At 62.9% G+C, this 13,858-nt stretch carries 16 protein-coding genes and 1 pseudogene; 9 read left to right on the top strand and 8 right to left on the bottom strand.

The window, feature by feature from the left end:
- Positions 1-86: 86 nt before the first annotated feature.
- Positions 87-1,499 (top strand): PLP-dependent aminotransferase family protein, encoded by a 1,413-nt coding sequence (locus tag HB778_RS28015; protein WP_183458635.1) that lies wholly within the window; start codon positions 87-89, stop codon positions 1,497-1,499.
- A gap of 16 nt (positions 1,500-1,515) precedes the next feature.
- On the opposite strand, the gene HB778_RS28010 is transcribed toward HB778_RS28015, so the two are convergent.
- Positions 1,516-1,680 carry a hypothetical protein gene (locus tag HB778_RS28010; RefSeq protein WP_183458633.1) on the bottom strand — a complete coding sequence of 55 codons (165 nt, stop codon included), beginning with the start codon at positions 1,678-1,680 and terminating at the stop codon, positions 1,516-1,518.
- A gap of 205 nt (positions 1,681-1,885) precedes the next feature.
- Here HB778_RS28010 and purL point away from each other — a divergent pair, with 205 nt between their 5' ends.
- From purL to HB778_RS27985, 5 genes are all read left to right on the top strand, one after another.
- On the top strand, positions 1,886-4,117 hold the full coding sequence (gene purL, locus HB778_RS28005; RefSeq protein WP_183458631.1) for a phosphoribosylformylglycinamidine synthase subunit PurL: 2,232 nt from the start codon (positions 1,886-1,888) through the stop codon (positions 4,115-4,117).
- Positions 4,114-4,638, top strand: a complete 525-nt coding sequence (locus tag HB778_RS28000; RefSeq protein ID WP_183458629.1) for a hypothetical protein — start codon at positions 4,114-4,116, stop codon at positions 4,636-4,638. Before purL ends, HB778_RS28000 begins: the two co-directional genes overlap by 4 nt.
- A 124-nt stretch (positions 4,639-4,762) precedes the next feature.
- Complete coding sequence (locus HB778_RS27995) at positions 4,763-4,996, top strand: BolA/IbaG family iron-sulfur metabolism protein (RefSeq protein ID WP_010909092.1); 234 nt, start codon at positions 4,763-4,765, stop codon at positions 4,994-4,996.
- Between the two features lie 151 nt (positions 4,997-5,147).
- Complete coding sequence (gene grxD / locus HB778_RS27990; protein ID WP_095201472.1) at positions 5,148-5,483, top strand: Grx4 family monothiol glutaredoxin; 336 nt, start codon at positions 5,148-5,150, stop codon at positions 5,481-5,483.
- 143 nt (positions 5,484-5,626) lie between these two features.
- Positions 5,627-6,895 carry a multidrug effflux MFS transporter gene (locus HB778_RS27985; protein WP_432421211.1) on the top strand — a complete coding sequence of 423 codons (1,269 nt, stop codon included), beginning with the start codon at positions 5,627-5,629 and terminating at the stop codon, positions 6,893-6,895.
- Positions 6,896-6,968: 73 nt separating this feature from the next.
- Here the strand turns inward: HB778_RS27985 and HB778_RS41755 are convergent, their stop codons facing one another.
- The 4 genes and pseudogenes from HB778_RS41755 to rpsD all read right to left on the bottom strand — a co-directional run bounded on the left by HB778_RS41755 (position 6,969) and on the right by rpsD (position 9,899).
- The gene (locus HB778_RS41755) at positions 6,969-7,202 is read right to left on the bottom strand and encodes a hypothetical protein (RefSeq protein ID WP_244661654.1); all 234 of its coding nucleotides are present in this window, start codon (positions 7,200-7,202) and stop codon (positions 6,969-6,971) included.
- Positions 7,203-7,445: 243 nt separating this feature from the next.
- Entirely contained in the window at positions 7,446-8,273 is an 828-nt protein-coding gene (locus HB778_RS27975) for an inositol monophosphatase family protein (protein WP_183458625.1), read from the bottom strand.
- Positions 8,263-9,149, bottom strand: a pseudogene (gene ttcA, locus HB778_RS27970) (tRNA 2-thiocytidine(32) synthetase TtcA). Before ttcA ends, HB778_RS27975 begins: the two are co-directional and overlap by 11 nt.
- Positions 9,150-9,281: 132 nt before the next feature.
- Positions 9,282-9,899, bottom strand: a complete 618-nt coding sequence (gene rpsD / locus HB778_RS27965; protein ID WP_013895883.1) for a 30S ribosomal protein S4 — start codon at positions 9,897-9,899, stop codon at positions 9,282-9,284.
- A 373-nt stretch (positions 9,900-10,272) separates the two neighbouring features.
- Here rpsD and HB778_RS27960 point away from each other — a divergent pair, with 373 nt between their 5' ends.
- Positions 10,273-10,470, top strand: a complete 198-nt coding sequence (locus tag HB778_RS27960) for a hypothetical protein (protein WP_183458623.1) — start codon at positions 10,273-10,275, stop codon at positions 10,468-10,470.
- A 92-nt stretch (positions 10,471-10,562) separates the two neighbouring features.
- Here HB778_RS27960 and HB778_RS27955 read toward each other — a convergent pair whose 3' ends face one another.
- Positions 10,563-10,751 (bottom strand): DUF3008 family protein, encoded by a 189-nt coding sequence (locus tag HB778_RS27955; protein WP_183458621.1) that lies wholly within the window; start codon positions 10,749-10,751, stop codon positions 10,563-10,565.
- Here HB778_RS27955 and HB778_RS27950 point away from each other — a divergent pair.
- Positions 10,750-10,908, top strand: coding sequence for a hypothetical protein (locus tag HB778_RS27950; protein WP_183458619.1), 159 nt, complete (start codon positions 10,750-10,752; stop codon positions 10,906-10,908). The two genes, HB778_RS27955 and HB778_RS27950, sit on opposite strands and share 2 nt — an antisense overlap.
- Before the next feature lie 9 nt (positions 10,909-10,917).
- Positions 10,918-12,300 (top strand): RNB domain-containing ribonuclease, encoded by a 1,383-nt coding sequence (locus HB778_RS27945; RefSeq protein ID WP_183458617.1) that lies wholly within the window; start codon positions 10,918-10,920, stop codon positions 12,298-12,300.
- Here HB778_RS27945 and murI read toward each other — a convergent pair.
- Together murI and HB778_RS27935 are read right to left on the bottom strand one after the other, a co-directional pair.
- Complete coding sequence (gene murI, locus HB778_RS27940; RefSeq protein ID WP_183458615.1) at positions 12,297-13,109, bottom strand: glutamate racemase; 813 nt, start codon at positions 13,107-13,109, stop codon at positions 12,297-12,299. The two genes, HB778_RS27945 and murI, sit on opposite strands and share 4 nt — an antisense overlap.
- A gap of 114 nt (positions 13,110-13,223) precedes the next feature.
- On the bottom strand, positions 13,224-13,826 hold the full coding sequence (locus HB778_RS27935) for a hypothetical protein (RefSeq protein WP_183458613.1): 603 nt from the start codon (positions 13,824-13,826) through the stop codon (positions 13,224-13,226).
- Between the last annotated feature and the right edge of the window lie 32 nt (positions 13,827-13,858).

Raw genomic sequence — 13,858 nt, 5'->3', positions numbered from 1 at the left:
CTGCCAAATGTCTCAATTGCACCCTTTTTGATGCGCGATTGATATGTATTGACTCACATTTCGGTGCAATATAGAAAATTGTCACCATGACAAATTGGCTTCCAGATCTGACCACCGGCGCCGGGCCGCTCTATCAACGTCTTGCGGACTCGGTCGAAGCGGGCATCGACCAGGGCGTGATCGGTGCCGGAACAAAACTGCCGCCGCAGCGCGACCTCGCCTATGACATTGGCACCACCGTCGGCACGGTCGGCCGGGCCTATCAATTGCTGCGCGAACGCGGGCTGGTGAGCGGCGAAGTGGGGCGTGGAACCTATGTTCTTGGCCAGCGCGCCGAGGGCGTGAAACCGGAGGCACCCGACGTCGGCGTGGAAGGCACGCGTTACGTCGATGCGCCTCAGGACAAGCTGCGCTTCGACAGCACGGCCGCCCCCGATGTCGGCCAGGGCACTGATGTCGCCGATGTGCTATCGCGCGCCGCGCAGGATCATCCCCATGAAATCTCAAGCTATACGCGCGATTTTCCAGGCCGCTGGTACGATGCCGGCGCGCGCTGGCTGGCGCGCAACGCCTTCCGCCCTGCCGCCGACAGCATTGTTCCGACGCTCGGCACCCATGCCGCGGTGATGGCGGCGATCGCGGCACTCACAACGCCCGGCGATTATGTCGCCTTCGAGCACCTCACCTATTCGCAGATCTCCCGCAGTGCCGGGCTGATCGGCCGGCGCACCGCGCTGGTGGCGTCGGACGACGAAGGCCTCAATCCGGCTGATTTCGAGCGCGTCTGCGCGCAAAAGCATCCCAAAATGATCTTCCTGATGCCGACGGCCAAAAATCCGACGCTGGTGACGCTGTCGGCAGCACGCCGCGAGGCAATTGCCCGCGTCGCGCGCGAATATAATGTCGTCCTGATCGAGGACGATCTCTATGGCCACCTGACCGATGACCCGACACCGTTGCTCGCCGAATATGCCCCAGAGAGAACCATCGTTGCTGGCGGCCTGTCGAAATCGGTCGCGGCCGGGATGCGCGGCGGCTGGCTCTCCTGCCCGCCTGCCTATCGCCACCGTATCCGTGTCGCCCACAAGATGATGACCGGCGGCATGCCCTTCCTGCTGGCGGAGGTGAATTCCCGGCTGGTGCTCTCCGGTCAGGCCAGCGATATCCGCAAGCGCAGCATCGCCGAAATCAGCGCCCGCATCGCGATCGTGCGCGAGACCTTGGCCGGCTTCGCGTTCAAGTCACACGACAAGGTGCCCTTTGTCTGGCTGACTTTGCCCGACCCCTGGCTTTCCGGCACCTTCAAGAATGCCTGCCTCGAACACGGCGTGCTGATCGACGACGAGGACGAGTTCAAGGCAGGCCGCTCCGAACAGGTCTTTCATGGGGTCCGCTTCGGCGTTTCGCAGCCGAGGCAGCGCGGCGATGTCGCCAACGGCGTTGCGGTCATCCGGCGGCTTCTCGATGAGGGCCGCGCCGGCTACGACAGCTTCTCCTGAGCGAACCGAACGCGGGTCAGCCCTCGGCCTTGAAGTTGGCCGCTTCCTTCATGGCCTTGTCCTTGCCGTGCTTTTCGGCCAGTTCCTTGGCCTGTCCGGGCGAAACGTCGGTGGTCTCTGCAATATGCATGGCCTCCTTGTCCGAGAGGCGATTGTCTTTCTTGCCTTGCTTGGTAGCCATGGTCTGGATCTCCTGAATGGTCTCAGACCCAACGGCCGGCACATCGTGGCGTTCCATTCGGCTTTGCATTCACACCGTGAAGGCCATCCCGGTCATCACCTTGTTGCTTTCTGTATTTTTCCGCGATCAACGGGTGTATCGGCCGCAAAGCTTGCGATATGAGGGGACTCAAAATCCCCGCTCCCATGGACATAAATCGCCGCCCATGACCATTTCCAATTCCGTGCCGATCACCCCAGAACTCATCGCCGCGCACGGGCTGAAGCCCGACGAATATCAGCGCATCCTCGATCTCGTCGGACGCGAGCCGAGCTTTACCGAGCTTGGCATCTTCTCGGCGATGTGGAACGAGCACTGTTCCTACAAATCCTCGAAGAAGTGGTTGCGCACGCTGCCCACCACCGGGCCACAGGTCATCCAGGGGCCGGGCGAGAATGCCGGCGTGGTCGACATCGGTGACGGCGACTGCGTCGTCTTCAAGATGGAAAGCCACAACCACCCCTCTTTCATCGAACCCTACCAAGGTGCGGCGACCGGCGTCGGCGGCATTTTGCGCGACGTCTTCACAATGGGCGCGCGGCCAATCGCGGCAATGAACGCGCTGCGCTTCGGTGCGCCCGACCACCCCAAGACCAGGCATCTCGTCGCCGGCGTGGTTTCCGGCGTCGGCGGCTACGGCAATTCCTTCGGCGTGCCGACGGTTGGCGGCGAGGTCAATTTCGACGCCCGCTATAACGGCAACATCCTGGTCAACGCCTTTGCTGCGGGCCTCGCCAAGACCAATGCCATCTTCCTGTCGGAGGCCAAGGGCGTCGGCCTGCCGGTCGTCTATCTCGGCGCCAAGACCGGTCGCGACGGCGTCGGCGGCGCCACCATGGCGTCGGCCGAATTCGACGACAAGATCGACGAGAAACGCCCGACCGTGCAGGTCGGCGACCCCTTCACCGAAAAATGCCTGCTCGAGGCCTGTCTTGAGCTGATGGCGTCGGGCGCCGTCATCGCCATCCAGGACATGGGTGCGGCCGGACTCACCTGCTCGGCGGTCGAGATGGGCGCCAAGGGCGACCTCGGCATCGAGCTCGATCTCGACAAGGTGCCGGTGCGCGAAGAGCGCATGAGCGCCTATGAGATGATGCTGTCGGAAAGCCAGGAGCGCATGCTGATGGTGCTGCGCCCCGAGAAGGAAAAGGAAGCCGAGGCGATCTTCCACAAATGGGGCCTCGACTTCGCCATTGTCGGCAAGACCACCGACGACCTGCGCTTCCGCGTGCTGCACCAGGGCGACCAGGTCGCCGATCTGCCGATCAAGGATCTCGGCGACAAGGCGCCGGAATATGACCGCCCCTGGGTCGAGCCGAAGAAGCCGGCGCCGCTCGCCGCCAATGACATTCCACAGGCCGATGTTGCCGATGCGCTGCTAAAACTGCTCGGGGGCCCGGACCTGTCGTCGCGCCGCTGGGTCTGGGAGCAGTACGACACGCTAATCCAGGGCAATTCGCTGCAGCTCCCCGGCGGCGATGCCGGCGTGGTGCGGGTGGAAGGCCATCCGACCAAGGCGCTCGCCTTCTCCTCTGACGTGACGCCGCGCTATTGCGAGGCCGATCCCTATGAGGGCGGAAAACAGGCCGTGGCCGAATGCTGGCGCAACCTCACCGCCACCGGGGCCTTGCCGCTGGCCGCCACCGACAACCTCAATTTCGGCAATCCGGAACGGCCCGAGATCATGGGCCAACTGGTCGGCGCGGTGAAAGGCATCGGCGATGCCTGCCGCGCGCTCGGCTTCCCGATCGTGTCGGGCAATGTCTCGCTCTACAACGAGACCAACGGCCAGGGCATCCTGCCGACACCGACCATTGGCGGTGTCGGCCTCATCGCCGATTGGTCGAAGATGGTGCGCACCGGCTTTGCCGCGCAAGGCCAGATGATCCTGCTGGTCGGCGCACCCGCCTCCTGGGGCACGCATCTTGGCCAGTCCGTCTATTTCAGGGACATCCATAGCCGCACGGACGGTCCGCCGCCGCCGGTCGACCTCGCGCATGAGAAGCGCGTCGGCGACCATGTGCGCTCGCTGATCGCCTCCGGCATCGTCACATCAGCGCATGACGTTTCCGATGGCGGCATCGCTGTGGCGTTGGCCGAAATGGCGATGGCGTCGGGCATCGGCGCGACCGTCCCCGGCCTTGTCGGCACCGATCCGATCCCGGTCTGGTTCGGCGAGGATCAGGGCCGCTATCTCCTGACGCTGTCGATCGACCCGCACGGCGAGGAATGGGACGCCATCCGCAAGCAGCAGGGCGAACTCGGCATCTTCGCGCCGTGGATCGGCTCGACCGGCGGCGACGCGCTGAAGCTCGGCGATGCCAGGGCGATCCCGGTCAGCGACCTGAAGGCTGCCCACGAAGGCTGGTTCCCCCGCTTCATGGACCAGGCCAGTTGAGCACACTGGCTGCCCGGGCGCTGCTTGCAGTCGTTTTCTGGCCGTCGCTGTTCTTCTTCTGGTTCCTCGGGCCGTTCGTCTTTTTCCTGCTGTCGACGACCTCGAGCGAGGTTTGCCCGCTGCTGGAAAGGCGCGAGCAGTTCCTGGCTTCAGCCAATGGCACGCTGCCCATGTTGGTCCTGCAGAACCTTATCTATGCGGTTCCGATCGTCTGCCTCGTGCTTTGGAGCCGGCTTTTGCCGGAGCCCGCGCGGGCAAGCCGGGTCGTGACCTGCATCAAGCTTTTCGCCGTCGCGGCCGTCCTGGGAGCCCTGTGGGAATATGGCTCTTCGCTTGTCTGCGACGGCTACGGCCGGCCGTTCTTCTCGCCAGCCTGGCAAATGACCAGCTACCTGCCTATCGCCAATCTGGCGGTCAACATCCCGCTCTATGTGCTGGTCTTCAGCCTTGGCCGCGCCTTCTCGATGCGCGAAGACGACCCCACGGTCGATGCGGTCCATCCGGACGGGAATGCCTCCTAGGCGGACAAATCGCGCTGGTGCCGGACGGAACGGCTTCAATCGCGGCCGGAAAGGCTTTAGGTTTGTCCCGACTCTCATCGCACGGACGGCAACGTTTCCGTCCGCCCGAAACAGGAATTCTGCAATGGCAATGGACGCCCACGACATCGAAAAACTGATCAAGGACGGCATTCCGGACGCTAAGGTGACAATCCGCGACCTCGCCGGCGACGGCGATCACTATGCGGCCGAAGTCGTGGCCGAGAGCTTTCGGGGAAAAAGCCGAGTCCAGCAGCACCAGATGGTCTATGACGCGCTGAAGGGCAACATGGGCGGGGTGTTGCACGCACTGGCGCTGCAGACCAGCGTTCCCGACTGAGGCAGTTCCCACCAACCCGCTTGGCCCAATACGGCCCATCCTTTGCGCCATTTCCGCGATGGCGCGGCTAATGTCTTGTTTCGGGCAACCTATGGGTTTATTTGAAGGACATGCTTCGAGCCTGACTCCCACAGGCGTGAAAGGATATTCCATGAGCGGTATCAACGACTACATCGACAATGAAGTGAAGGGCAACGACGTCGTGCTCTTCATGAAGGGCACGCCCGGTTTCCCGCAGTGCGGTTTTTCCGGCCAGGTCGTCCAGATCCTCGACTATATCGGCGCCGACTACAAAGGCGTGAATGTCCTGGACTCTGCAGAGCTGCGCCAGGGCATCAAGGACTATTCCAACTGGCCGACGATCCCTCAGCTCTACGTCAAGGGCGAGTTCGTCGGCGGCTGCGACATTATCCGCGAGATGTTCCAGGCCGGTGAGTTGCAGACGTTCCTGGTCGAAAAGGGCGTGAGCGTCAAAGCCACTGCCTGATTCGGTTTCGGGTAGGTCGTAGCGACTGCACTGAACACCGGGGCAGCCCCACCTCGGCAATTTATTACGTCCCGATATCGGGACCAAGACGAGCCAATGCGCCGGCCCGCCGGCGCATTTTCGTTTGAGAGATCGGACTTGCCGTGGACCAGCAATCGACAGCGTCGCAATCGGCAAGCAAACTGCCCATTCCGCGCTGGGAGTTCATTGCGCTGTGCGCGGCGCTGATGGCGCTGAATTCACTGGCGATCGACATCATGCTGCCGGCGTTGCAGCAGATCGGCGCCTCGCTTGGCGTCGAGAATGAAAACCACCGGCAATATGTGGTCACCGCCTATATTCTGGGTTTTGGTGGCGGCCAGCTGTTCTTCGGGCCGATCTCGGACCGGTTCGGCCGCCGCTCGCCGCTTGTCGCCGGACTGATCATCTACGTGGCAGCGGCGGCCGCCGCAGCCATTGCGCCAAGCTTTGAAACGCTGCTGATATGCCGCGCCGTGCAAGGCATTGGCGCCGCCGCCACGCGCGTCATCGCGGTCTCGATCGTGCGCGATACATTCGAAGGCCGGCGCATGGCCGAAGTCATGTCGCTGATCTTCATGGTGTTCATGGCGATACCGGTCATTGCGCCCGGCATCGGCCAGTTCATTATGCTGTTCGCGACCTGGCACTATATCTTCGTCACCATGGCCGTCGGCGCGCTGATCGTCTCGGCGTGGTCGCTGCTGCGCCTGCCTGAAACGCTGCGTCCCGAATATCGCAGGTCCCTGACGGCCTCCTCCGTCGTCGGTGGATTCCGCATCGTCCTCACCAACCGCATCGCGCTCTGCTACGCCTTTGCCAGCACCTTTGTCTTCGCCGCAATGTTCGGTTTCATCGCCTCGGCGCAGCAGATCTATATCGACATCTTCAATGTCGGCGAGATGTTCCCGGTGATCTTCGCCGGGGTCGCCGGCGTGCTCGCCTTCTCCAATTTTCTGAACTCACGCCTCGTCGGCCGCATCGGCATGCGCCGCCTGTCGCAGAGCGCGCTGCTGTTGTTTCTGGTCATCAGCCTGGCCTGGCTGGTCGTTTCGCTTGAAATCAAGATGCCGCTCTGGCTGTTCGTCACCTTCTTTGCCAGCGCTATGCTTCCCTTCGGCGCGCTTGGCGCCAATTTCAACGCATTGGCGATGGAGCCGCTCGGCCAGCTGGCCGGCACGGCGTCGTCCATCCTGGGGTTCATGCAGACGTTTCTCGGCGGCATTCTCGGCACGCTGATCGGCCAGGCCTTCAACGGCACGGTGACACCGCTTGCCGCCGGCTTCTGCAGCGTCTCGGTCGCGGCGCTGCTGATGATCCTCATCGCCGAGCGCGGAAAGATGTTCCAGCCGCACAACCCACCCGTTTCAGGGCACGTCACCGACCTGCATTAGAGCCTTGTTTTAACGCAATTCCGGACGGAAAACCGCTTCACACTTTTCCTGGAATTGCTCTAGACGACGTGCGTCAGGATGCGCCTTGAATCGCCGCCGTGAAGCGAGGCGCAAGCATGCGCCCCGCGATTGCTCCGCCCATACTGTCCGAAAAGGGCAATGGCAGAGCCTCGTCGAGCGCCTTGAGGATGGATGCCACGAAGGCCCGGCTGAGTTGCGGATCGGTTCCCAGATCGGAATAGGTGGCGCGGGGCTTGCCGATCAGCGTGCCGTTGCGGCGAAGCGAGAACTGCAGCGTCAACGACATGCCCGCGGTTCCTGCTGGCGGCTTCCAACAGGCATAGATAGCGTCCGACATCTCCTTGAGGGTGTCGACGGGATCGGTGCTGTGGCAGGGGCGCTCTTGCGCGATTGCCGCGTTGGCGTTTGCAAACAAGACGAGAGCCGCCGCAAACATTGCGAACCGAGATTTCATTCGAGAGCCCCACGAAAGCACCAACTCTTTGGTCGCGCAAACCTGACGGTCAAGCGCTGGCCGCAGGACTTGATCCTACGCAGCCCACAGTTCGCGGCGCAACTCCTGCCAGCTCTCCCGGTCGGGCGCGACCAGCAGACCGCCGCCGACATGCGAGGGCAGATAGGCGCTGCCGTCGAAGCGCGCGGCATGGCCACCGGCTTCGGCATGGATCAGCACGCCGGCGAGATGATCCCACGGCATCAGCTTGTTGTAGACGACGAAATGGCCATGGCCACTCGCCAGCAAGCGGTATTCGTGGGCGGCGCAGCGGTAGTTGAATTGCGATAGCGTCTTGGTCTGGTTGCAGGCCAGCCGCGTGCGGTCGGGCTCGGCCATGTATTGCCAGGAGACCGCCCCGGTCATCCCGGAGATCGGCGCGCTTGCCGCAACCCGCACCGTCTCCAAACTGCCATGCGCATGGCGGATATGGCTGCCGGCACCCTTGGCGCCGATCAGCCAGTCCTTGCCGACCGGATCATGGATGATGCCGGCGACCGTCTCACCCTTGACCACGACGCCAAGCATGACGCCGAACAGCGGCACACCGGAGGCGAAGTTGAAGGTGCCGTCCACAGGGTCGATGACGAAGGCCAGATCGGCATCACCCAGGCCATCGAGCAGCGCCGGATTGTCGGAACAGGCTTCCTCGCCGACAACCATGGCCGAGGGATAGCGCTGGCGCAGCCTGGCGGTGATCAGCCGTTCGGCGTTGACATCGGCTTCCGTCACCAGATCGGCGGCGGAGGTCTTCTGTCTGACGTCGCCATCGCCCAGCCGGCGAAAGCGGGGCATGATTTCGGTGTCGGCGGCCTCGGCCAGCAGGCTGGCCAGCCAGTCGATCGCGTTGTCGTCAAATGTCATCGGATGCGTCTTGTCCTGTGATGAGGGTCTGGTTCAGGGCGGCGAAGTCGAACAGTTTCCGGTCGAGCAGATGCGACGGCCTGGTGTTGGACAGCGCGCGGATCATCGTGTCCTTGCGGCCGGGCATGCGCTTTTCGATGTCTTCCAGCATCGCCTTCATGGCGTTGCGCTGGAGACCTTCCTGACTGCCGCAGAGGTCGCAAGGGATGATCGGGAACCGCATCGCGGCGGCGAATTTCTCGAGGTCGATTTCAGCGCAGTAGCTCAGCGGCCGCAGCACCATGACATCGCCCTCGTCATTGAGCAGCTTTGGCGGCATGGCGGCGAGACGGCCGCCATGGAACAGGTTCATGAAGAAGGTTTCGAGAATGTCCTCGCGGTGATGGCCGAGCACCAGCGCCGAACACCCCTCTTCGCGCGCGATGCGGTAGAGATGGGCACGCCGCAGCCGCGAGCAGAGCGAACAATAGGTGCTGCCCTGCGGCAGCTTGTCGGTGACCACCGAATAGGTGTCCTGGTACTCGATGCGGTGCGCAATGCCGTTGGCATTAAGATAGTCGGGCAGGATGTGCTTGGGAAAATTCGGCTGGCCCTGGTCGAGGTTGCAGGCCAGGAGTTCGACCGGCAGCAGGCCGCGCCATTTGAGGTCGAGCAGCGTGGCAAGCAGGCCGTAGGAATCCTTGCCGCCCGACAGCGCGACCAGCCAGCGCTGACCGGGCTCCACCATCGAGAAATCCTCGATGGCCTGGCGGGTCAGCCGCAGCAGCCGCTTGCGCAATTTGTTGAACTCGACCGATGACGGCACGTCGGCGAACAGCGGATGGGAGCGCCTTCGGCGACCGGTTCGAGCGTCTCTATGTCTGGCTGCATGTTCATGGCGCGGCGGCCCCGGGAATGACTTCCGCCCGGATTAGCGCATCGGCCGGAGAATCGAAACCGCAAAGCGGATGTGCCAAACAAAAAGGCCGCCTCGAGGGGCGGCCTTTCGGTATCGCAGAAAGCGTTCGCTTAGCGCGAATAGAATTCGACGACCAGGTTCGGTTCCATCTGGACGGCGAACGGCACGTCCGCCAGGCCGGGGATACGCGAGAAGGTCGCGACCATCTTGTTGTGATCAGCTTCGATATAGTCCGGCACGTCACGCTCGGCGAGGCCGACCGATTCGAGCACGATGACCAGCTGCTTCGACTTTTCACGCACTTCGACGACGTCGCCCGGCTTGCAGCGGTACGAGCCGATGTTGACGCGCTTGCCGTTGACGTTGACGTGGCCGTGGTTGACGAACTGACGGGCCGCGAAAATGGTCGGCACGAACTTGGCGCGGTAGACGACCGCGTCGAGACGCGACTCGAGCAGGCCGATCAGGTTCTCCGAAGTGTCGCCCTTGCGGCGGTCAGCCTCTTCATAGACCTTGCGGAACTGCTTTTCCGAAACGTCGCCATAGTGACCCTTCAGCTTCTGCTTGGCGCGGAGCTGCAGGCCGAAATCGGAAAGCTTGCCCTTGCGGCGCTGGCCGTGCTGGCCGGGGCCGTATTCACGCTTGTTGACCGGGGACTTCGGGCGGCCCCAGATGTTTTCGCCGAGACGGCGGTCGATCTTGTATTTCGCGGATTCGCGCTTGCTCATCGCATTCCCTTTTCAAAACAACACACCCGGCACCTCATGGTCCGGGTGAAGGAAACGCGCCCTCCTCTGGCCTCCGTTTTCGAGACCTGACAGGGTTTTCCCACGCAACGCGGCGGAAAACCCACGGGACACGTCAGTTCAAACAAAACCAGAAACCAAGGCAACCGGTCTTGCGCATACAAAACAAACACCGGACATCGCTGCCCGGCGTTGGCGGCTGGTTAAACCGAGATTTAACCGGTGTCAAGCTTGTGAGTGGCGCGGCGCAACGCAACTCTATAGCGTTCGGGTCGTTGATGCGATGCCGGATGTGGCGGGAGGTTTGCGCCAACGGCACCAGGAAGGGATCTGGAGCTTGAGGAGTCCAATTAGCATGAAGAAGTTCTTCCTTACCTTGGCAGGAGCAGCGGTGCTTGCAGGTTCGATGGCGGTGGCGCCGGAACCGGCCATGGCGCGCCATTGGCACGGCCACAAACAAGTGTGCCGCGTCATCGTCAAGAAGAGGGTGGTGTGGCGGCACGGCCATCGCAAGGTGATCGTGCAAAAGATAAGGCGCTGCCACCGCTGGTAAGGCAAACGTTTCCAGAGATTTTGCTTGAAGAAACAAGGCCCGCAGTTCCGCTGCGGGCCTTGTCTGTTTGGTCAATGTTTCGCGAGCGATACTCAGGCCTTCGACTTCTTTTCCGGCAGCCCCTTGCGCTTGGTCTCGGCGAATTCCTCGAGCTGCTTTTCACTCATGGATCCGTACATTCCCTTGGAAGCGCCTTTGAGTTCGCTTTTCTTGGTCTCGCCGCGCTTGGCCGACAGTGCGGCTCCGGCGGCCATTTGCTGGGCTTTCGAGGTGGCTGGCATGGCGGTTTCTCCGTTGCTGTCTGCAGAAACGCCGCGCTTCGGCGGCGGTTCCAGCGCGCAAGCTGCCCAGTTCCTCGTGCGGCTGCTATCAGCCCGTCAGGCGATCGGCTTCGGCAAGTTCGTTGGCAGCCTTCCCGTGTCCGGAGCCCCGGTGTAGGACTGCTGAATGAAGTCTCTGACAGACCCCTCACAAGCCCTCTCCACCGGCCTGGCGAAAATCCGTACCGAATTCCACGTGCCGGATGGATTTCCGGCAGACGTCGTGGCAGCCGCGGAAGCGGCGACCAGACGTGTGCCGAACCAGCATGCCGATCGAACTGATATGCCCTTCGTCACGCTCGATCCGGCGGCCTCCACCGATCTTGACCAGGCGTTCTCGATCGAGGCGAGCAGCAGTGATCTTCTGCTGCATTATGCCATTGCCGACGTGGCCTGGTTCGTCGAGGACGGCGACGCGGTGGATGTCGAAGCCTGGAACCGGGGCCAAACGCTTTACCTGCCGGACGGCAAGGCCGGGCTCTATCCCCCGGTGCTTGCCGAGGCTGCGGCGAGCTTGTTGCCGGATGGACCGCGTCCAGCTGTGATCTTCACGGTTCGGGTCGCCGAAGACGGCACGGTGAAGCTGGATGGCGTGGAACGGGCAATCATTCGAAGCCGCGCGAAGCTTGCCTATGACAGCGTGAAGGCGTCCGACGTTCCGCCCGACTTCGCCGAATTGGCGCGGCGCATTGCGGCAAACGAAGAGCGTCGTGGCGCTTCGCGCGTCGACCCGCCCGAGCAGGAGGTGGAAAGGCTCGCCGACGGCACCTTCCGGCTTTCGTTCAGACCGCTGCTGCAATCCGAGCTGGACAATGCAGCACTTTCACTGGCTGCCAACATGGCGATTGCCGACGCCATGCTGGCGCACGAGACCGGGCTGTTCCGGGTCATGTCCGGGCCGGACGCTTCCAAGGTGCAAAGACTGCGCAACGCGGCACAGGCGCTCGGCCTGTCCTGGCCGGCCTCTACCGGCCTGCGCGACTATCAGCGCACGCTTGACCCGGCCGATCCGAAACAAGCCGCATTGATGCTGGAAATCCGCCGTGCAGGCAACGGCGCGTCCTACCAGCCCTATCAGGAAGGTGTCGTTCCCTGGCATGAGGCGATGGCCGCCACCTATGCCCATGCCACCGCACCGCTCAGGCGGCTCGCCGACCGCTATGTCGTGCGCTGCGCGCTGGCAATCGCCAACGGTCAGCCCGTGCCGCAGGCCGTCACCGATGCATTCGCTGGATTGCCGAAGGTGATGGGGCGTTCGGATGCCCGCGCCTCGCAGATCAACCATGCGGCGATCGACCTTGCCGAGGCGGTGATGCTCAGGGGACGCGAGGGGGAAACGTTCAAAGCCGTTGTCACCGACTTCGTCGATCATGGCGTGCGCGTTCAGCTTGCCGACATGCCTGTCGTTGCCACCGTGAAGGCCTCCGGGGTCAGACAGGGTGACGGTCTGACGCTAAAACTGGTGTTGGCCGATGCGGATCAACGCAGCATCGTCTTCGAACCCGTTTAGGCGGCAGACGTTTCCGCCACCAACCCAAAGCCCTGCATCAGCCTGCTGACGGCGAAATCCGCCTTGCCTGACGTGAAGACCGCGATATCGGGCTCGCCTTGCGGCAGCGGCCCATCGACGGGCGGCAGCAGGGAGAGGGCTCGCCTGGCGATCGCCTCGGCCGGATCGATCCAGTCGACCGGCCAGGGCGCGGTCTTGCGCATGCGGTTGACCAGGAACGGATAGTGCGTGCAGGCAAGCACGACGATGTCGGTTCTCAGCCCGTCATGTTCCATGAAGCAGGGCGAGATCTCGGCGCGCACGGCCTCCTCGTCGACAAAGCCCTCGCGCATATAGACTTCGGCAAGCCCCGCCAGCCTGTCGCTGCCAACCAGGCGGACATGGCATTTCTGTGCCCATTTGCTGATCAGGTCGCGCGTGTATTGCCGCTTCACCGTACCCGGCGTCGCCAGCACCGAAACCAGGCCCGAGCGGGTGCGCTCCGCCGCCGGCTTGACCGCCGGCACGGTGCCGACGAAGGGATGGCCGGGAAAGGCATCGCGCAGCGCATCGATCACCAACGTCGAGGCGGTGTTGCAGGCGATGACGGAAATCGCCGGCGCAAACCGGTCGAGCAGCTTGGCGAAGAGCTCGAGTATATGGGTGCGCAGTGCCGGTTCTTCCCAGGCGCCGAACGGAAAGGCGGCATCGTCGGCGACATAGATGAAGCGCCGGTCCGGCATCAGCACGCGCGCCTCGCGCAAAACGGTCAACCCGCCGACGCCGGAATCGAACATCAGGATCGGGCGGTGGCTTGATCGATCGTTCATGAATATCGGACCACGGAAAGAGGCTGGCCAGTGATTTGGCCAATGCCGTTTCTATCCGCAACGATCATGGTCTTGAAGTGGCGAATGCTCGCAGCTTTTGCACAGTTCCGGGCCTCACACCCCACGCTTGCCGAAACCGGCGGGGCGCGGCCTGCCGAAAGGCTGCGGCGCGGGCGGAACGCGTGCAGCGGCGACACGCGGCGTAGCTGGGACATTGCTTGCCGCGGTTCGGTCGGCGCGGGCCGATGTTGGCAGCGGGCCGTCAAAGTCGAACATTGAGGTCAGTTCTTCGATATTGCTGCCGGCGACAGGCTTTGCCCACAGGATGCTGCACCAAAGGCCGAATATGGAAAGGCCAAGCAGGTTCAGGCCGCCAGGCACGCTTTCCGGATCGCCGAATTTGATGACCAGCAGCGTGCCTGCTTGCAGAACGGCGTAGAAGCCGGAAAGCACGATATAAGACCACACGATCCACCGGCGCCCGTTTGCATCGCGGCCGCGGCGCAAGGCAATGTTGCCGCGCAGCACAACGAAGATGAGCGAGAAGACCAGTACAGCACCGGCCATGCCTTGCCTTGACGGGCCTGGCGCCGAATAGACCAGCCCTTCAAAGCCGATCGTGCCCATGATGCAGATGATGATCGCCACCACCTCTGCCACGGACAGGCCGAGAGAGTAAAGGAAGAAGCGCATCCGGCCTATATTGGACGTAAACATATGCCACCCCCAAAGTTTCGATAAGGATGGAT

The organism is Mesorhizobium huakuii (assembly GCF_014189455.1).
Taxonomy (GTDB): domain Bacteria; phylum Pseudomonadota; class Alphaproteobacteria; order Rhizobiales; family Rhizobiaceae; genus Mesorhizobium; species Mesorhizobium huakuii_A.
This window is presented reverse-complemented; position numbering and strand designations above follow the sequence as displayed.